Origin of the sequence: Streptomyces sp. CA-146814 (assembly GCF_050942385.1) — a bacterium.
GTDB lineage: Bacteria > Actinomycetota > Actinomycetes > Streptomycetales > Streptomycetaceae > Streptomyces.
In genome coordinates this window covers 1,245,001-1,262,514 of record NZ_CP192068.1, presented here as the reverse complement: position 1 = coordinate 1,262,514, position 17,514 = coordinate 1,245,001, and the positions used below count along the sequence as shown (strand labels likewise).

Genomic DNA, 17,514 nt, shown 5'->3' with positions numbered 1-17,514 from the left:
TGCCGGGGCCCTCTTCCGTACGCTGCCGGAGACCGTCGGGCGACTCCGTACGCTGCCGAAACCGTCAGTCGACGACGCCGTCCGCCGCCTCGACCTCTTCACGGGTGATGCCGAGCAGATAGAGCACGGTGTCCAGGAACGGCACGTTCACCGCCGTGTGCGCCGCCTCGCGGACCACGGGCTTGGCGTTGAAGGCGACCCCGAGCCCCGCCGTGTTCAGCATGTCGAGGTCGTTCGCCCCGTCCCCGATGGCCACGGTCTGGTCCAGCGGCACCCCCGCCTGCTCGGCGAAGCTCCGCAGCAGACGGGCCTTCCCCGCCCGGTCCACCACATCGCCGACGACCCGCCCGGTGAGCTTGCCGTCCACCACCTCCAGGGTGTTGGCGGAGGCGAAATCGAGGCCGAGGCGCTCCTTGAGGTCGTCCGTGACCTGGGTGAATCCGCCCGAGACGACGCCCACCTGGTATCCGAGGCGCTTCAGCGTACGGATCAGGGTGCGGGCGCCGGGCGTGAGCCGGACCTCGGCGCGCACCTTGTCCACCACCGAGGCGTCCAGCCCCGCCAGCAGCGCGACCCGGGCGTGCAACGACTGCTCGAAGTCCAGCTCGCCGCGCATCGCCTGCTCGGTGACCTCGGCGACCTTGTCCTCACAGCCCGCGTGGGCCGCGAAGAGCTCGATCACCTCGTCCTGGATCAGCGTGGAGTCCACGTCCATCACGACCAGCCGCTGCGCCCGCCGGCTCAGCCCGGCCGAGACCACGGCGACGTCCACGCCGATCTCCGCGGCCTCGGTCGCCAGCGCGGTCCGCAACTCCGCCGTCCCGGTCCCCGACACCGCGAACTCGACCGCCGTGACCGGGTACTTCGCCAGCCGGAAGATGCGGTCGATGTTGCCGCCGGTCGCGGTGATCGCGGCCGCTATGGCGGCGGTCGACTCCGCGGTGAGCGGGTGGCCCAGCACGGTCACATGGGAACGGCCGCTGCCTCGGGGCCGGTTGTCACCGGTGCCCGAGATGATCTCGGCCTGGAGCTTCAGGGATTCGGCCCAGCTGTGCACGGTCGCCCGCAGATCGCCCTCGGTCGTCCCGCCCGCGGTGGGCGAGGTGACCAGGGCGCACAGCACGATGCGGCCCCGGGTGACGACCTGCTCGATGTCCACGACGTCGACGGCGTACGCGGCGAGGGTGTCGAACAGCCCGGCGGTGATGCCGGGGCGGTCCTTGCCGAAGATCTTGACGAGGAGCGTGGGGGTGCTGTCCGCAAGGTCCACAGGTTCCGCAAGGTCCACAGGTTCCGCCGGATTCACAGGTTCCGCCGGGTTCACGGGAGGTTCGGAGGAGGAGGAAGGCTGAGGTGGCTGAGATGCGCTCATGGTGATCCCACCGTATCGGTCTCGAGGCCGCGCCCGGCTGCCCGTCCCGAGTGCCGGACGGACGACACGGAGCAGACCCGGGGCAGACCCGGGGCAGACCCGGGCGTTCCGCCCGCTGTCCCCTTTGTTCCGGGATCACACCGCTTCTCCGCTTCCAGGACCGGCTTCTCCGGCCCGACTTTCGGATAAGGGACTGCTCCTGGAATAGTTCCCCACGATGTTCAGCATCCCTAGACTCCCTGCGACGGGGGTAACACGGGGGACAACTAGTGGGGCGCGGAGTGCCGGAACTCGTACTGGAATTGAATGGCAGCACCTGGACGCTCGATCCGTCCAGGCCGTACACCCTGGGGCGTGACCCGCAGGGGGACCTGACGATCGACGACGCCAGGGTCTCGTGGCGGCACGCCACGATCAGCTGGGGCGGCCGGAGTTGGTTCATCGAGGACCACGGCTCCACCAACGGCACGTATGTGCAGGGACAGCGGATCCAGCGGACGGAGATCGGGCCCGGCTCCGCCGTGCGCCTGGGCAACGCGACCGACGGCCCGCAGCTGAATCTCACCGCCGGTGCCGGTGCTCACGGCGGCCGGCCGGCCGCCGCAGCCCACCAGGCCCCCGCGCACCAGCAACACCAGCCGCAGCAGCACGCGCAGGCGGGCGGCGGCGCCTGGCCCGGACAGCAGGCAGCCGCCCAGCACCAGGCCCCGCCCCAGCAGGCGTGGCAGCAGCAGGCACCGGAGCACCAGCAGCAGGCCCCGCACCAGCAGCAGGTTCCGCACCAGCAGGGCCCGGCCCGGCCCGCCGCCCCGGCCCACGGCGGCGGACCGGTCCACGGCGGTGCCGCAGGTGCTCCGCCCGCCTACGGCGACCGCAGCCCGACCACGTTCCACCAGCTGGCGCTCGGCCGGGTCATGCGCATCGGCCGTGCGCTGGAGAACGAGCTGGTCGTCTCCGACCTCCAGGTCTCCCGCAACCACGCCGAGTTCCACGCGACGCCCGACGGCCGGTTCGAGATCCGCGACCTCGGCTCGCACAACGGCACGTACGTCAACGGTCTGCCGCTCCAGAAGTCCGGCTCGGCGCTGCTCGGCCCGAACGACATCGTCGGCGTCGGCCACTCGACGTTCCGCCTGGTCGGCGACCGGCTGGAAGAGTTCGTCGACACCGGCCAGGTCTCCTTCTCGGCCCGCCACCTCACGGTGACGGTCGACGGCGGCAAGCAGATCCTCAAGGACGTCTCCTTCGGCGTCCCGGAGAAGTCGCTGGTCGCGGTCATCGGCCCCTCCGGCTCCGGGAAGTCGACTCTCCTCAAGGCCCTCACCGGCTACCGGCCCGCCGACGAGGGCGACGTCCTCTATGACAACCGGAACCTGTACAAGCAGTTCGCCGAACTGCGCCAGCGCATCGGTCTGGTCCCGCAGGACGACATCCTGCACAAGGAACTGACCGTCACCAAGGCCCTCAAGTACGCGGCCAGGCTCCGCTTCCCCGCGGACACCACCGAGGCCGAGCGCCAGGCCCGGATCACCGAGGTCCTCGCCGAGCTCAAGCTCGACATCCACAAGGACAAGAAGATCACCTCGCTCTCCGGCGGCCAGCGCAAGCGCGTCTCGGTCGCCCTGGAGCTGCTGACCAAGCCGTCGCTGATCTTCCTGGACGAGCCGACCTCCGGCCTCGACCCGGGCATGGACCGCGATGTCATGCAACTGCTGCGCGGCCTCGCCGACGACGGCCGTACCGTGCTCGTCGTCACGCACTCCGTGGCCGAGCTGGCCATCTGCGACAAGCTGCTCGTGATGGCGCCCGGCGGCGCCGTCGCGTACTTCGGTCCGCCGGAGGAGGCGCTGAACTTCTTCGGCTACAGCTCCTGGGCCGACGTCTTCTCCGCCTTCGAGAACTACCGCGACTACGACTGGGCGGGCCGCTGGCGCGGTTCGCAGCACTACCAGATGTACGCCGCCGACATCGACGCCGTCGCCGCGCAGTCCGTCCACATGCCGCCGCCCCAGCAGATGCGGCCGCCGAAGCCGCAGAGCTGGGGGACGCAGCTGTGGACCCTGGTGCGCAGATACACCTCGGTCATCGCCTCCGACAAGGCCTTCCTCGGTCTGATGGTGGCGCTGCCGGCGGTGATCGGTGTGCTGGCCGCGGTCATCCCGGCCGACTTCGGACTGGCCCCGCCGACCCCGCCGACCCAGTTCAACGGCAAGGCCGGAATGATCCTGCTGATCCTCGCGGTCGGCATCTGCCTGGCCGGTTCGGCCAGCTCCGTACGGGAACTGATCAAGGAACGCGTCATCTACGAACGGGAACGGGCCACCGGCCTCTCCCGCTCGGCCTACCTGGTGTCCAAGGTGATCGTGCTCGGCGTGATCACGGCCTTCCAGAGCGTCATCCTCTGCGGAATCTGCTTCGCCGCCCGTGACCTGCCGGCCGAGGGCCTGTTCATGTCTCCGGCCGTCGAGATCTGCCTCTCCATCGTGGCCCTCGGGTTCACCTCGATGATGTTCGGCCTGATGATCTCCGCGCTGGTCAAGACCTCCGAGATGACCATGCCGCTGCTGGTCATGTTCGCGATCGTCCAGCTGGTGTTCACCGGGGTCCTCTTCCAGGTGTACGGTACGCCCGGCCTGGAGCAGCTCACCTGGCTGATGCCGTCCCGCTGGGGCGTGGCCGCGGCCGGCACCACCCTGGACCTGGCCAACCTGATGCCGCCGTGGGACCCGAAGAACCCGACCGACCTGGACCCGCTCTGGGAGGCCACGGCGACCCAGTGGGGGATCAACATCTTCGTGCTGCTGGTGCTCGGCCTCCTCTGCGCCTTCGCCGTCGCCCGGCTGCTGCGCCGCCACGAGCCGGAGGTCATGCGCAAGTAAGGCCCGTACGGAGGCTTGTACGGTACGACGCCGAGGCCGGCACCCCGTGGGGTGCCGGCCTCCGGCATGTGCGCTGCTGGGCTCAGTACGCGCTGTCGACGTTGTCCATGGTGCCGTAGCGGTCGGCCGCGTAGTTGCAGGCGGCGACGATGTTGGCGACCGGGTCGTACAGGTCCTTCTTGGTGCCCTTGACGTGGTACCGGTCGAAGGTCGGCTGGATCACCTGGAGAAGGCCCTTGGAGGGGACGCCGTTGCGGGCGTTGATGTCCCAGTTGTTGATCGCCCAGCGGTTGCCGCTGGACTCCCGGATGATGTTGCGGTGGATCCCCTCGTAGGAGCCGGGGATGCCTTCCTTCTTCATGATCGCCATGGCCTCGCGGATCCAGCCGTCCAGGTTGTTGGCGTAGACGGGCTTGCGCGCGGTGGAGCGGTTGGCGGCCTCGGCGCCGCGCTTCTTCGCGTCGGCCTTGGCCTTGGCGGCCTTCTCGGCCTTGTCCTTCGCGTCCGCCGCGGCCTTGGCCTTCGCGGCCTTCGCCTTGGTCTCGGCGGCGGCCTTCGCCTTGGCGGCGTCGGCGGCCTTCACGAGCTGCTCGGCGGTGGAGTGCTGCTCGATGATGCTGTTCTGCACGGTCTTGGCCTGTGCGGAGCCACCGGTGAAGGCGACGGGGGCGGCAGCGCCTGCTGCCTGCGGGGCGACCTCGGCCTCGGCGTTCGACGGGACGAGCGAGAAGGTCAGGGAGGCGACGGCCAGGGCCGACACACCGGCCACGGAGATCTTCTGGACCTTGTTCAGACGACGGACACGGCTGGGGATGCGAGTCGCAGACATGTAGGGCTACCTCTTCGAATGCTCAGGTGTCCTCACGGAGGACGAGACCGGAGGCGGCGATGCGCACCTCCGTCGGGGACGAGAGCAATTCTTAGCGGCAGCAAAATTGCGTGGCAAAGGTGTGACGTACGAAGCCGGGTAGTGGAACAGGGTCCTGTTCGTCCGAAATAACCCCCGCTCATGCCCACCCAAAACGCCCTTTTGGGTCCACTAGGGACGTTCGTAAGTGACCTGCGCCCTATGCCTGGGCTCACATCGGCGACGCGCCGACCTCACCACTCGTTGCTGGAGCAATTCGGAGCGTTACGTTCCTCATCCGGCAGGATGAGGTGGACGTCGCCGAACTCGTGCCAGAGGTAGCGCCGCTCCAGCGCCGCCTCGTACCCGAGGCGCAGCGCCTCACGCCCCGCCACCGCCTCCAGCATCAGCAGGTGCGAGGCCTGCGGTTCGTGCAGCCCGGTCAGCAGCCCGTCCACCACCCGCACACCCCGGCGCGGCGTCACCACCAGGTCCGTCCAGCCCGCGGCGGGCCGCACCACTCCGTCCGCGTCCGCCGCCGACTCCAGCGCCCGCACCGCCGTCGTCCCGACCGCGACCACCCGGCCGCCCGCCGCCCGCGCCGCGTTCACCAGCCACGCCGTGGCGGACGGCACCGCGAACCGTTCCGGGTACGGCGGCTCGTGCGCCTCCGCCGACGCCACCCCCGTATCCAGCGACAGCGGCGCGAACTGCACCCCGCGGCTCACCAGCTCCGCCACCAGGGCGGCGGTGAAGGGCCGGGCGGCGCTCGGCATCTCCGCCGAACCGCTCCCGTCGGCCCCCTGGACCGCGAACACCGTCTGGTACGCCGAGAGCGGCTGGTCCCGCTCCGTGTACGCGTACCGGATCGGCCGCCCGTACCGCCGCAACAGCTCCGGCACCCGCTGCGGAACCCGCGCCCACCACAATCGCGCGCCCACGGCGGGGCCCGGGGCGCGGCGCCGGTCCGGCCCGCCCGGCAGACCGCCTCCCACCGGCTCCTCCAGCACCAGCTCCCGCCCGCCCGGCAGCCGTACGACGGCACCGGCGGGCCCGCCCGGACGCGGCCCGCTGGCCCCCGAGGCGCCGGGCGCCCGCAGCTCCACCGCCCACCGCCCGTCCTCACCCCGCGTGGAGAAGTGCACGACGACCCGCTCGCCGCCCACCCGCCCGTTCACCGCGGCCGGCAACGTCGCCGACGTGTTCACCACCAGCACGTCACCGGCCCGCAGCTGCCCCGGCAACTCCCGGAACGCATGGTGCGAGACGGCCGGCCCCCGCGTCACCAGCAGCCGTACGTCGTCCCGCCCCGACCCCCGCTGCTCGGCCGGCACCCGGGCCGACAGCTCCACCGGCACCCGCAACGCCTCCAGCGACGACGCCCGGCACCCCTCATCCGCCGGAGCACCCGGGCTCCCGTCCCGCCGCGCCGCCTCCACCGCACTCACCGCGCACCCCCGAAAGCCCCCGGGCCCTCCTCCAGCAGCGCCGGAGCGGCGAACCGGCCGCTCGCCGGCCGCTCCCGCACCAACCGCAGGAACGCGGGCGCCACGCTCGCCGGCGACGGGCGCGTCTCCCCGCCGTCGTCCGGCACCGCGGCCTCGTACAGATCCGTGTCCATGTCCCCCGGATCGACCGCCCACACCCGCAGCCCCGGCTCCTCCACGCCCAGCACCGCCGCCAGCTGGTCCAGCGCCGCCTTCGACGCCCCGTAACCGCCCCACGTCTCGTACGCCTCCGCCGCCGCGTCCGAGCTGACCATCACAACCGCCCCCGAGGCCGACGCCCGCAGCAACGGCAGCGCCTCCTGTACGAGGCCGAGCGCGGCCACCACATTGGTCTCCAGCGCCTGCCGCAACCCCTCCAGCGGCTGCGCCTCCAGCCGGACCAGCGGCTCGGCACCCAGCACGCTGGCATTGCTCACCAGCAGATCGAGCCCGCCCAGCTCCCCGGCGGCCGCCACCAGCTCCGCCCGGTGCGCCGCGTCCGTGACATCGCCCGGCACGGCCACCACCCGCGCCCCGTACCGCTCCCGCACCTCCTTCGCCGCCGCCTCCAGCACCCCGGACGTCCGCGCGTCCAGCACCAGATCCCACCCCTGCCGGGCCAGCGCCTCGGCCAGCGCGCGCCCCAGCCCCTTCGAACCACCCGTGATCAACGCAACCGGCATCGTGACCGTCCCCTTACAGCGCATCGGCGTCCACCGGGCCGACCCCGGCGACTCCAACCTAGGAAGCCCTGATCACGGAGCGCCTCGCCCAGGAGCCGCACCCGCACCCGGCACTTCGTCCTAGGACCGGGGAGGTCCTAGGACCTGCGACCGGCTACGGGCCACGACCGGCCTAGGTCCACGGCCCGCCCGCAGCCGTCCTCGGCCCGATACGGCCCCCGTACCCCCGCCGGTACGGTGATCCCATGAGTCATCGCCCACCGTCGGCCCTCGCCGCGGTGAGTGCCGCGCTGCTCGCCATGAGCCGGCACCTCGAAGTAGGAGACGTCCTCAAGACGATCGTCGCCTCCGCCCGCGACCTGCTCGACGCCCAGTACGCGGCCCTGGGCGTCCCGGACGACCACGGCGGCTTCGCCCAGTTCGTCGTCGACGGCGTGAGCGACGAACAGTGGAAGGCCATCGGCCCGCTGCCCCGCCAGCACGGCATCCTCGCCGCGATGCTGCACCAGGCGAAGCCCGAGCGGCTCGCCGACGTCCGCAAGGACCCACGCTTCGAGGGCTGGCCCGACGCGCACCCGGACATGTCCGACTTCCTCGGCCTGCCCATCACGGACGGCGACGAGATCATCGGCGCGCTCTTCCTCGCCAACAAGATGTGCCCCAAGCCCGACGGCGGCTGCGGCTTCACCGCCGAGGACGAGGAACTGCTCTCGATCCTCGCCCAGCACGCCGCGATCGCCCTCACCAACGCCCGCCTCTACGAGCGCAGCCGCGAGCTGACCATCGCCGAGGAACGCTCCCGCCTCGCCCACGAGCTGCACGACGCGGTCAGCCAGAAGCTGTTCTCGCTCCGGCTCACCGCCCAGGCCGCCGCCGCACTCGTCGACCGCGACCCGGCCCGCGCCAAGGGAGAGCTCCAGCAGGTCGCCGTCCTCGCCGCCGAAGCCGTCGACGAGCTGCGGGCGGCCGTCGTGGAGCTGCGCCCGGCCGCACTCGACGAGGACGGCCTGATCGCCACCCTCCGTACCCAGATCCAGGTCCTGGACCGGGCCCACGCGGCCGCGGTCACCTTCGGCAGCAGCGGTGTACGCGCCCTGCCCGCCGCCCAGGAGGAGGCGCTGCTCCGGGTCGCCCAGGAGGCCCTGCACAACGCGCTGCGCCACTCCGGCGCCGAGCGCGTGCACGTCACCCTGACCCGGCGCGCGGCCGCGACCGTCCTGCTCATCACCGACGACGGCATCGGCTTCGACCCCATGGCCGTCCGGCGGGCGGGCCGCCACCTCGGGCTCGTCTCCATGCGCCACCGGGCCAAGAGCGTCGGCGGCCGCCTCACCGTTGTTTCGGAGCCCGGAAAGGGCGCCACGATCGAGATGGAGGTCCCCGGTGGCTGAGAAGATCATCAAGGTGCTGCTGGTCGACGACCACCAGGTGGTCCGCCGTGGACTGCGTACGTTCCTGGAGATCCAGGAGGACATAGAGGTCGTCGGCGAGGCGTCCGACGGCGCGGAGGGCGTGGCCCGCACCGTGGAGCTGCGGCCCGACGTCGTCCTCATGGACATCAAGATGCCCGGCACCGACGGCATCGAGGCCCTGCGCAGGCTCCGCCGGCTCGACAACCCGGCCAAGGTCCTCATCGTCACCAGCTTCACCGAACAGCGCACGGTGGTCCCGGCCCTGCGCGCCGGAGCCTCCGGTTACGTCTACAAGGACGTCGACCCGGACGCCCTGGCCGGTGCCATCCGGTCGGTCCACGCCGGACACGTCCTGCTCCAGCCGGAGGTCGCCGGCGCACTCCTCGCCCAGGAGGACGCGGGCAGCGGTACGGGCCGGGGGAGCACCCTCACCGAGCGCGAGCGCGAGGTCCTCGGCCTCATCGCCGACGGCCGCTCCAACCGGGAGATCGCCCGCGCGCTCGTCCTCTCGGAGAAGACGGTCAAGACCCATGTGTCGAACATCCTGATGAAACTCGACCTGGCGGACCGCACGCAGGCGGCGCTGTGGGCGGTCCGGAACGGGGCCGCGGGCTGACCAGCGCCACCCCAGCCCGTCCGGCGCTTGAGGCCGGACCCCTCGCGCAGGAGCCCCCGAGGCAACGGAGCACCGAGCCCGGCAAACCCCAGCCCGTCCGGCGTTTGAGGACGGAACCCTCACCCCCGGTGGGCCCGCCCAGAACACGCCCCCCGCCCAGGGGCACCCGGGAATCAGCCCGTCCGGCGCCTGAGGACAAAGGCCCGCGGCTACCGCGCCACCTCCCCGCCCTCCACATACGCGTTGTACGCGGCGACAACCGCCCGCCGAGCCACCCGCTCCACCGGCCGCAACGCATCCCCCCGAGCCGCGATCTCCGACGCGCTCACCGCACCCCCGTGCCCCGACCCGTACGCCACCGAGACCAGCAGCCCCACCCGCCGCGCCAGCTCCAGCACCCGCACCGCCCGCGGCGGATACCCGGGCGCCAGCACATCCCGCCCCCGGCCCCCCTCCGCCCGCGCCCGGTACGCGTCCACCGCCGCCTCCGCCACCGGCCCGGAACCGGCCACATCCAGCCGGGACAGCGCCGCCGTCGCCTCCCGCAACGCCTCCGCCAGCTCCCGCTCCGCCTCGCTCAGCGACGGCACGTCCGCCGGCGGCGCCTCCCGTACCGGCAGCACCCGCCACACCACCTCGACGTGCAGATCCCCGGCCGGCCCGACCTCGCTCACCTCCGGCACCAGCCCGTACGGCACCCCGTACGCGATCACCGCCTCCTCCGCCTCCAGCGCCCGCGCGTTGAAGTCCGGCGGACCGGACAGCCCCAGCGGATGCCCCGGCACCGGCAGCGCGACCCGGAAACCGGTCGCCCCCAGCGCCCGCAGCCGCCCGAGCGCCAGCGTGAGTCCGACCGGCCCCGCCTCACCCGGCAGCCCCTCGACGCGGTGCACCGCGTCCTCCCCGACAACCGCGAGAGCCGCGTCGTCCGGCGAGACAAGTCCCGCCAGAAGCGCGTTCCCCCAGGCGGCCAACAACCCTGAACGTGGTTCCACAAGCATGGAGACAGCCTAGAGAACGAACCGGGAACGGACCGGAGACGGACCGGGACCGGACCTCACGGCCGGACCACTCGCGCGGTGGCGTAGGTTTTCTCCTGGGACTGTGCCCACAGGCACGCGACGATCTCGACGAGACTGCATGGGGAGACAACGCGCTCATGAGCGATGTACTGGAGCTGGTGGACGTATCCGTGGTCCGCGACGGACGCGCTCTGGTGGACGACGTCTCCTGGTCGGTCAAGGAGGGGGAGCGCTGGGTCATCCTGGGCCCCAACGGCGCCGGCAAGACGACGCTCCTCAACCTGGCGTCCAGCTACCTCTTCCCGAGCAAGGGAACGGCCACCGTCCTCGGTGAGCAGCTGGGCGGCGTCGGCACCGACGTCTTCGAGCTCCGCCCCCGCATCGGCATGGCGGGCGTGGCGATGGCCGACAAGCTGCCCAAGAAGCAGACGGTCCTGCAGACCGTGCTCACCGCCGCGTACGGCATGACCGCCACCTGGCACGAGAACTACGAGGCCGTCGACGAAGAGCGCGCCCGCGCCTTCCTGGACCGCCTCGGCATGACCGAGTACCTGGACCGCAAGTTCGGCACGCTCTCCGAAGGAGAGCGCAAGCGCACGCTGATCGCCCGCGCGATGATGACCGACCCCGAACTGCTGCTCCTCGACGAGCCCGCCGCCGGACTCGACCTCGGCGGCCGCGAGGACCTGGTCCGCCGCCTCGGCCGCCTCGCCCGCGACCCGTACGCCCCCTCCATGATCATGGTCACCCACCATGTCGAGGAGATCGCGCCCGGCTTCACCCACGTCCTGATGATCCGCCAGGGCAGGATCCTCGCGGCCGGACCCATGGAGACCGAGCTCAGCTCCCGTAACCTCTCGCTCTGCTTCGGCCTGCCGCTGATCGTCGAGCACACCGGCGACCGCTACACCGCCCACGGCCTGCCCCTCTCCTGACCGGCCCGGGGCGATCCCCGGAACAAGCCCTGCGGCGCGTACCGCAGTTGACGACAGTTGACCACCCCTGCGCCCTGTCGGTGACGCACCGACAGTCCTACGATGACCATGTGGACATCGACGCGTGGGTGTGGTGGCTGATCATCGCGGTGGGGCTGGGCATCCCCCTCGTCCTGACCGCGATGCCCGAGTTGGGAATGTTCGCGGTCGGGGCGCTGACAGCGTCGCTCGTCGCCGCGCTCGGCGGCGGCATCGTCGCCCAAGTGCTGGTCTTCGTCGGGGTGTCGGTGGCGCTGCTCGTCGTCGTCCGCCCGATCGCCGCCAGACACCGGGCCGGACAGACCGGACACGCCAGCGGTATCGACGCGCTGAAAGGCCGTCAGGCGGTCGTGCTGGAACGGGTCAGCGCCGCCGGCGGCCGCATCAAGCTCGCCGGCGAGGTCTGGTCGGCGCGCTCGCTCGACGAGGACCAGGTCTACGAGCCCGGCCGACAGGTCGATGTCGTGGACATCGAGGGAGCGACGGCCGTCGTCATGTGAGCGAACCACGCACGGGGCGGGCGCAGTTCTGCGAGACTCGAAGTCGATCATGTCGATCATCATGAGATCCGCCGGCAACCGAAGGGCACGAGAGACACGATGCAACCGATCATCATCGTCCTGATCATTCTGGTGGTGCTCGTCTTCATCGCCCTGATCAAGACGATCCAGGTCATCCCGCAGGCCAGCGCCGCCATCGTCGAGCGCTTCGGCCGCTACACGCGCACCCTCAACGCGGGCCTGAACATCGTCGTCCCGTTCATCGACTCGATCCGCAACCGGATCGACCTCCGTGAACAGGTCGTGCCCTTCCCGCCGCAGCCGGTGATCACCCAGGACAACCTGGTCGTCAACATCGACACCGTCATCTACTACCAGGTGACCGACGCCCGCGCCGCGACCTACGAAGTCGCCAGCTACATCCAGGCGATCGAGCAGCTCACCGTCACCACCCTCCGCAACATCATCGGCGGCATGGACCTGGAGCGGACCCTGACCTCCCGCGAGGAGATCAACGCGGCCCTGCGCGGCGTCCTCGACGAGGCCACCGGCAAGTGGGGCATCCGCGTCAACCGCGTCGAGCTCAAGGCCATCGAACCGCCCACCTCCATCCAGGACTCGATGGAGAAGCAGATGCGCGCCGACCGCGACAAGCGCGCCGCGATCCTCACCGCCGAAGGTATCCGGCAGTCCCAGATCCTCACCGCCGAAGGTGAGAAGCAGTCCGCGATCCTGCGCGCCGAGGGCGAGTCGAAGGCAGCGGCCCTCAGGGCCGAGGGCGAGGCCCAGGCGGTACGTACGGTCTTCGAGGCCATCCACGCCGGCGACCCGGACCAGAAGCTGCTGTCGTACCAGTACCTCCAGATGCTCCCGAAGATCGCCGAGGGCGACGCCAACAAGCTCTGGATCGTGCCCAGCGAGATCGGCGACGCCCTCAAGGGCCTCAGCGGCGCCTTCGGCAACATCGGCGGCGGCGCCCCGGGCTTCAACACCGGAGGCAACGAGGGCAATGGAGGCAACGGCGGAAACGGGGGCAACGGCGGCAACGGAGGCGGTCCCGGCGTGGTCAACCCCCGTGGCACCGCCGTCGAACGCCGCGAAGAACCCCCGGTCCACTGACGCGCCACCCCCTTCGTGCATGATCAGTGAGGCCCCTCGACCTTCATGGCGGGGAGGCATCACTGACCATCGAAGGAGATGGCCTTGTCCATCTGGGAAATACTCGCCGTCTTCGCGGCGGGAGTCGGCGCGGGCACGATCAACACGATCGTCGGCTCAGGCACCCTGATCACCTTCCCCGTCCTGCTCGCCACCGGCCTCCCGCCGGTCACCGCCACCGTCTCCAACGCGCTCGGCCTCATCCCCGGCTCCATCAGCGGAGCCATCGGCTACCGCAAGGAGCTGGCCGGCCAACGCCGCCGCATCCTCAAACTGAGCGTCGGAGCCGCCATCGGCGGCCTCACCGGTGCCACCCTCCTGCTCGCGCTGCCCTCCACCGCGTTCGAGACGATCGTCCCGGTCCTGGTCGCCCTGGCCCTCGTCCTGGTGATCCTGCAACCACGCATCAGCAAAGCCGTCCAGCGCCGCCGCGAACGCACCGGCACCCCGCCCCGCCCCGACGGCGGCCCGATCCTCTTCACCGGCCTGACGCTCGCCAGCGTCTACGGCGGCTACTTCACGGCCGCCCAGGGGATCATCTACCTCTCCCTGATGGGCATGCTGGTCGACGACACCCTCCAGCGCCTCAACGCCGTCAAGAACGTCCTGGCCGCCGTGGTCAACACCATCGCCGCGCTGTTCTTCCTCTTCGTCGCCGACTTCGACTGGACGGCGGTCGTGCTGATCGCGGCCGGCTCGGCCATCGGCGGCCAGATAGGCGCCAAGGTCGGCCGCCGCCTCAGCCCCACCCTCCTGCGCGCCCTGATCGTCGTGGTCGGCTCGGCGGCCATCGTCCAGCTGCTGCTCCGCTGACCCCCGTGGGCCCGCCCCCGCACAGGGACGGGCCCACGCACACAGCATCAGCCGTACGTCATCTACGCCATGGCTCTACGCGGCAGCCGCCGCCCGGTCCAGCCACTCCGGCAGCTCCGCCCGGTCACCGGCCCCCATCGCCAGCAGCATCGCCTCGGCGGGGGAGGGGACGAACGGCTGCTTCAGCAACGGCATCCCCGCCTGCTCCGGCGTCCGGGCCGCCTTGCGGTGGTTGTCCTCGGCGCAGGACGCCACCGTGTTCAGCCAGGTGTCCTGACCGCCCTGGGCCCGCGGCACCACATGGTCCACGGTGGACGCCCGCCTCCCGCAGTACGCGCACCGGTGCTGGTCCCGGATCAGCACGCCCCTCCTCGACCACGGCGCCTGTCTTCGGAACGGCACCCGCACGTACCGGCAGAGCCTGATCACCCGGGGCGCCGGAATGTCCACGGCGGCACCACGCATACGGAGCTCGGGGTGCGACTGCTCGACGACGGCCTTGTCCGTCAGGATCAGGACCACCGCACGGTTGAGCGTCACTGTCGACAGCGGCTCGAAGCTCGCGTTGAGAACCAGCGTGTCACGCATCCTGCCCACCTCCCGTGTGCCGCCCGCCCCCTGGCAGGCCCGGATCAACTCTGGCTGGGCAGGCCGCGATGGACAACGCAATAAAAAATGCCCTGCTCTGATCTCTCCAAGACCAGAGCAGGGCAAACAACAGGCGAACTAATCGGCGGCGGGAGCCTCGTACTCACCGACCAGCTGAGCACGCCCCAGCGTGTGGAACCGGAGGTTGAAGCCGACCACCGCGGGCGAGGAGTCGCTGTCGATACCGAGCTTCTCGGTGTCCACCGCGTACACGGTGAACACATAGCGGTGGTTCTCCCCGGCCGGCGGCGCGGCCCCGCCGAACTCCTTCGCCCCGTAGTCGTTACGGGCCTGGACGGCGCCCTCGGGCAGCCCCGCGAACGCACCGCTGCCCGCGCCGGCCGGCAGCTCGGTCACCGACACCGGAATGTCGAAGACCACCCAGTGCCAGAACCCGCTCCCCGTCGGGGCATCCGGATCGAAACACGTCACGGCGAAGCTCTTGGCCTCCGCCGGGAACCCCTCCCACCGCAGGTGCGGCGACGTGTTCCCGGACGCAAGCACCTGCGCGTCCCCCAGCACGGCACCCGGCGCGAGATCCTTGCTCGTCACGGTGAACGCGTGCACCTCCGGATGGAAGTCGTGCGGCAGCGGGGCCCTCTTCGGCTCGGTCACGTCTCGTACCTCTCCTGATCGGCGTCGGCTCGTCGTCATCGGGTTTCCCCACCTGACGGATCTACCCCACCCGACCCTAGAGCCCTAGGCAGTGTCTTCAAATGATCACCGCTGGTGGATCATGGTGTCGTGATACGTCGCCATGAACTGTCGGATGCCGAGTGGGAGTTCGTCCGGCCGCTGCTGCCCGCGTCGTTGCGGGGACGCAAGCGGTTGGACGATCGCAGGGTCCTGAACGGGATCGTGTGGAAGTTCCGGACCGGGACGGCCTGGCGGGACGTGCCCGAGCGCTATGGCCCGTGGGCCACGCTGCATACGCGTTTCCGCAGGTGGGCGGCGGACGGGACGTTCGACCGGATGCTCCGCGCCGCCCAGGCGAAAGCGGATGCGGCGGGCGACGTCGACTGGCTGGTGTCCGTCGACTCGACGATCGTCCGCGCTCACCAGCACGCGGCCGGGGCCCGAAAAGGGGGCTCCGCGACCCGGCCCTCGGCCGGTCAAGAGGCGGTCTGACCAGCAAAATCCACCTGGCCTGTGACGGGCGGGGCCGACCCCTGGCATTCGTGGTCACGGGTGGAAACACCAACGACTGCACCCGGTTCACCGCCGTGATGGAAGCGATCCGCGTGCCCCGGATCGGACCCGGCCGTCCCCGGGTCCGGCCCGATCACGTCCTGGGCGACAAGGGCTACAGCTCGAAGGCGATCCGCGCCTGGCTCCGTCGCAGGGGCATCGCCCACACGATTCCCGAACGGGCCGACCAGGCCCGCAACCGGGCCCGGCGAGGCAGCCGCGGAGGCCGCCCGCCGGCCTTCGACCGCGAGGTCTACAAGCACCGCAACGTCGTGGAACGGTGCTTCAACCGCCTGAAGCAGTGGCGCGGGATCGCCACCCGGTACGACAAGACTGCCGAGTCCTACGAAGCAGCTGTCACGCTCGCGTCACTCCTGATGTGGGCGTGACATTTGACGACAGGCCCTAGAGCCAGTTGCGCTGTCCGCCGACCTGGGCGAGCCACTGGTTGAGGTACGCGGCCCAGTCGGTCTGCTGGAAGTCGTGCAGACCCACCTTGAACGCGCGGTACGAGTCGCTGCCCTCGCTGAACAGCCCCGGCTTCTTGTCCATCTCCAGGATCACGTCCATCTCCCGGTCGTCCGCGACGAACGTCAGCTCGACCTGGTGGAGCCCGCGGTACTGCGACGGCGGGACGAACTCGATCTCCTGGTAGAAGGGCAGCCGCTGACGCGACCCGCGGATGTGACCGCGCTCCATGTCCGCGCTGCGAAAGCGGAAGCCCAGCTGTCCGAAGGCGTCGAGAATGGCCTGCTGCGCCGGCAGCGGGTGCACATTGATCGGGTCCAGGTCACCGGAGTCCAGCGCGCGGGCGATCTCCAGCTCGGTGGTCACCCCGATGTCCATACCGCGCAGATGCTGACCGGCGAACATCGTGACCGGGGTCTCCCACGGGATCTCCAGACCGAACGGCACCACGTGCACCGCGCCCGCCTGCACCTCGAAAGCACCGCCGAGCCGCACCTTGGCGAACTCGATGTTCTGCTTCGTCTCCTGGTCACCGCTCTCGACCTCGACCCGCGCCTGCAGACCGACGGAGAGCCCCTCGATCTGCTGGGCCACCGACCCGCCCTGGATCCGCACCTCACCCTGTACGACCCCACCGGGGACGACGTTCACCTCGGTGAGCTCGGTCTCCACCGAGGCACCTCCGGCACCCAGACTCGCGAGCAGCCGCTTGAAGCCCATGTTCACTCCTTCTTGGTCCTGACCCCTAGATACGCGCCATGACCGTAGCCGGTTCCCGCTCCCGCCTTCCCAGTACCCTCGGACGGCATGACCAAGGGCCCCGACCGCACACCGCTCACCCGTGACTTCTTCGACCGCTCCGTCCTGGACGTCGCCCCCGACCTGCTGGGCCGCACGCTCGTCCGCCGCAGCGACGAGGGCACGATCGAGGTCCGCCTCACCGAGGTGGAGGCGTACGCAGGCGAGGTCGACCCCGGCTCGCACGCCTTCCGGGGCCGCACGGCCCGCAACAGCGTGATGTTCGGCCCGCCCGGCCATACGTACGTCTACTTCACGTACGGGATGTGGCACTGCCTCAACCTGGTCTGCGGCCCCGAGGGCCACGCGAGCGGGGTGCTGCTCCGGGCCGGCGAGATCAACGTGGGCGCAGGCCTCGCCCGCGTACGAAGGGTCTCGGCCCGCAATGACAAGGAACTGGCCAAAGGCCCGGCCCGCCTCGCCACCGCCCTCGACGTCGACCGCACACTGAACGGCAGCGACCTGTTCGCCGGCCCCACCCCCGCACTCTCCGTCCTCCACGGCACTCCGCCCGCGCCTGACCAGGTACGGAGCGGCCCCCGCACCGGAGTCGGCGGCGACGGGGCACACCAGCCATGGCGCTTCTGGATCGAGAGCGACCCCACGGTGAGCCCCTACCGCGCCCACGCTCCCCGTCGCCGCCGGGCGA

At 70.9% G+C, this 17,514-nt stretch carries 17 protein-coding genes (1 of these 17 only partly in view); 9 read left to right on the top strand and 8 right to left on the bottom strand.

Translation table 11 applies throughout. From position 1 onward, the window contains the following. Positions 1 to 64: 64 nt before the first annotated feature. Positions 65 to 1,372: a phosphoserine phosphatase SerB gene (gene serB / locus ACQP09_RS05560; RefSeq protein ID WP_433396425.1), complete on the bottom strand. Its 1,308-nt coding sequence runs from the start codon at positions 1,370 to 1,372 to the stop codon at positions 65 to 67. A gap of 269 nt (positions 1,373 to 1,641) precedes the next feature. Between serB and ACQP09_RS05555 the strand changes: the two genes are divergently transcribed. Further along, positions 1,642 to 4,251 carry an FHA domain-containing protein gene (locus tag ACQP09_RS05555; protein ID WP_433396423.1) on the top strand — a complete coding sequence of 870 codons (2,610 nt, stop codon included), beginning with the start codon at positions 1,642 to 1,644 and terminating at the stop codon, positions 4,249 to 4,251. Positions 4,252 to 4,333: 82 nt separating this feature from the next. Here the strand turns inward: ACQP09_RS05555 and ACQP09_RS05550 are convergent, their stop codons facing one another. From ACQP09_RS05550 to ACQP09_RS05540, 3 genes are all read right to left on the bottom strand, one after another. Further along, positions 4,334 to 5,080, bottom strand: coding sequence for a transglycosylase SLT domain-containing protein (locus ACQP09_RS05550; protein ID WP_432151761.1), 747 nt, complete (start codon positions 5,078 to 5,080; stop codon positions 4,334 to 4,336). A 272-nt stretch (positions 5,081 to 5,352) separates the two neighbouring features. Continuing rightward, positions 5,353 to 6,546: an S-adenosylmethionine:tRNA ribosyltransferase-isomerase gene (locus tag ACQP09_RS05545; protein ID WP_433396421.1), complete on the bottom strand. Its 1,194-nt coding sequence runs from the start codon at positions 6,544 to 6,546 to the stop codon at positions 5,353 to 5,355. Continuing rightward, complete coding sequence (locus ACQP09_RS05540) at positions 6,543 to 7,268, bottom strand: SDR family NAD(P)-dependent oxidoreductase (protein ID WP_433396419.1); 726 nt, start codon at positions 7,266 to 7,268, stop codon at positions 6,543 to 6,545. Before ACQP09_RS05540 ends, ACQP09_RS05545 begins: the two co-directional genes overlap by 4 nt. A gap of 245 nt (positions 7,269 to 7,513) precedes the next feature. On the opposite strand from ACQP09_RS05540, the gene ACQP09_RS05535 reads away from it, so the two are divergent. Next, positions 7,514 to 8,659 (top strand): GAF domain-containing sensor histidine kinase, encoded by a 1,146-nt coding sequence (locus ACQP09_RS05535; RefSeq protein WP_433396417.1) that lies wholly within the window; start codon positions 7,514 to 7,516, stop codon positions 8,657 to 8,659. Next, positions 8,652 to 9,296: a response regulator gene (locus tag ACQP09_RS05530; RefSeq protein ID WP_433396415.1), complete on the top strand. Its 645-nt coding sequence runs from the start codon at positions 8,652 to 8,654 to the stop codon at positions 9,294 to 9,296. Before ACQP09_RS05535 ends, ACQP09_RS05530 begins: the two co-directional genes overlap by 8 nt. A 209-nt stretch (positions 9,297 to 9,505) precedes the next feature. Here ACQP09_RS05530 and ACQP09_RS05525 read toward each other — a convergent pair whose 3' ends face one another. Beyond that, positions 9,506 to 10,297 (bottom strand): hypothetical protein, encoded by a 792-nt coding sequence (locus ACQP09_RS05525; RefSeq protein WP_433396414.1) that lies wholly within the window; start codon positions 10,295 to 10,297, stop codon positions 9,506 to 9,508. 158 nt (positions 10,298 to 10,455) lie between these two features. Here ACQP09_RS05525 and ACQP09_RS05520 point away from each other — a divergent pair, with 158 nt between their 5' ends. The 4 genes from ACQP09_RS05520 (at position 10,456) to ACQP09_RS05505 (ending at position 13,763) form a co-directional block, all read left to right on the top strand. Further along, positions 10,456 to 11,253 carry an ABC transporter ATP-binding protein gene (locus ACQP09_RS05520; protein ID WP_433396413.1) on the top strand — a complete coding sequence of 266 codons (798 nt, stop codon included), beginning with the start codon at positions 10,456 to 10,458 and terminating at the stop codon, positions 11,251 to 11,253. Between the two features lie 110 nt (positions 11,254 to 11,363). Continuing rightward, the gene (locus tag ACQP09_RS05515; protein WP_433396411.1) at positions 11,364 to 11,792 is read left to right on the top strand and encodes an NfeD family protein; all 429 of its coding nucleotides are present in this window, start codon (positions 11,364 to 11,366) and stop codon (positions 11,790 to 11,792) included. A gap of 99 nt (positions 11,793 to 11,891) precedes the next feature. Further along, positions 11,892 to 12,911 carry an SPFH domain-containing protein gene (locus ACQP09_RS05510; protein WP_432151766.1) on the top strand — a complete coding sequence of 340 codons (1,020 nt, stop codon included), beginning with the start codon at positions 11,892 to 11,894 and terminating at the stop codon, positions 12,909 to 12,911. Positions 12,912 to 12,989: 78 nt separating this feature from the next. Further along, the gene (locus ACQP09_RS05505; RefSeq protein ID WP_433396409.1) at positions 12,990 to 13,763 is read left to right on the top strand and encodes a sulfite exporter TauE/SafE family protein; all 774 of its coding nucleotides are present in this window, start codon (positions 12,990 to 12,992) and stop codon (positions 13,761 to 13,763) included. A gap of 75 nt (positions 13,764 to 13,838) precedes the next feature. Here the strand turns inward: ACQP09_RS05505 and ACQP09_RS05500 are convergent, their stop codons facing one another. Next, positions 13,839 to 14,351 (bottom strand): HNH endonuclease, encoded by a 513-nt coding sequence (locus tag ACQP09_RS05500; protein ID WP_030586321.1) that lies wholly within the window; start codon positions 14,349 to 14,351, stop codon positions 13,839 to 13,841. A gap of 138 nt (positions 14,352 to 14,489) precedes the next feature. Then, positions 14,490 to 15,026, bottom strand: coding sequence for a YbhB/YbcL family Raf kinase inhibitor-like protein (locus ACQP09_RS05495; RefSeq protein WP_433396408.1), 537 nt, complete (start codon positions 15,024 to 15,026; stop codon positions 14,490 to 14,492). Between the two features lie 132 nt (positions 15,027 to 15,158). Between ACQP09_RS05495 and ACQP09_RS05490 the strand changes: the two genes are divergently transcribed. Then, positions 15,159 to 15,988 (top strand): IS5 family transposase gene (locus tag ACQP09_RS05490; RefSeq protein ID WP_433406501.1). Its coding sequence is split into 2 segments (ribosomal slippage): positions 15,159 to 15,498 and positions 15,498 to 15,988, totalling 831 coding nucleotides; the frame shifts between segments, so codons are not numbered across the junction. A 16-nt stretch (positions 15,989 to 16,004) separates the two neighbouring features. On the opposite strand, the gene ACQP09_RS05485 is transcribed toward ACQP09_RS05490, so the two are convergent. Further along, on the bottom strand, positions 16,005 to 16,787 hold the full coding sequence (locus tag ACQP09_RS05485) for a sporulation protein (protein ID WP_018512274.1): 783 nt from the start codon (positions 16,785 to 16,787) through the stop codon (positions 16,005 to 16,007). 87 nt (positions 16,788 to 16,874) lie between these two features. On the opposite strand from ACQP09_RS05485, the gene ACQP09_RS05480 reads away from it, so the two are divergent. Next, a protein-coding gene (locus tag ACQP09_RS05480; RefSeq protein WP_433396406.1) for a DNA-3-methyladenine glycosylase crosses the window boundary here: on the top strand, positions 16,875 to 17,514 show its 5' portion. It continues 5 nt past the right edge of the window; the window shows 640 of its 645 coding nt (coding positions 1–640); the start codon lies at positions 16,875 to 16,877; its stop codon lies off the right edge, out of view.

What these genes read in the sequence shown, in the direction of transcription:
- serB (WP_433396425.1), bottom strand. Translation starts at nt 1,372, where the DNA reads ATGAGCGCATCTCAGCCACCTCAGCCTTCCTCCTCCTCCGAACCTCCC.
- ACQP09_RS05550 (WP_432151761.1), bottom strand. Translation starts at nt 5,080, where the DNA reads ATGTCTGCGACTCGCATCCCCAGCCGTGTCCGTCGTCTGAACAAGGTC.
- ACQP09_RS05540 (WP_433396419.1), bottom strand. Translation starts at nt 7,268, where the DNA reads ATGCCGGTTGCGTTGATCACGGGTGGTTCGAAGGGGCTGGGGCGCGCG.
- ACQP09_RS05535 (WP_433396417.1), top strand. Translation starts at nt 7,514, where the DNA reads ATGAGTCATCGCCCACCGTCGGCCCTCGCCGCGGTGAGTGCCGCGCTG.
- ACQP09_RS05525 (WP_433396414.1), bottom strand. Translation starts at nt 10,297, where the DNA reads ATGCTTGTGGAACCACGTTCAGGGTTGTTGGCCGCCTGGGGGAACGCG.
- ACQP09_RS05520 (WP_433396413.1), top strand. Translation starts at nt 10,456, where the DNA reads ATGAGCGATGTACTGGAGCTGGTGGACGTATCCGTGGTCCGCGACGGA.
- ACQP09_RS05510 (WP_432151766.1), top strand. Translation starts at nt 11,892, where the DNA reads ATGCAACCGATCATCATCGTCCTGATCATTCTGGTGGTGCTCGTCTTC.
- ACQP09_RS05505 (WP_433396409.1), top strand. Translation starts at nt 12,990, where the DNA reads ATGGCCTTGTCCATCTGGGAAATACTCGCCGTCTTCGCGGCGGGAGTC.
- ACQP09_RS05500 (WP_030586321.1), bottom strand. Translation starts at nt 14,351, where the DNA reads ATGCGTGACACGCTGGTTCTCAACGCGAGCTTCGAGCCGCTGTCGACA.
- ACQP09_RS05485 (WP_018512274.1), bottom strand. Translation starts at nt 16,787, where the DNA reads ATGGGCTTCAAGCGGCTGCTCGCGAGTCTGGGTGCCGGAGGTGCCTCG.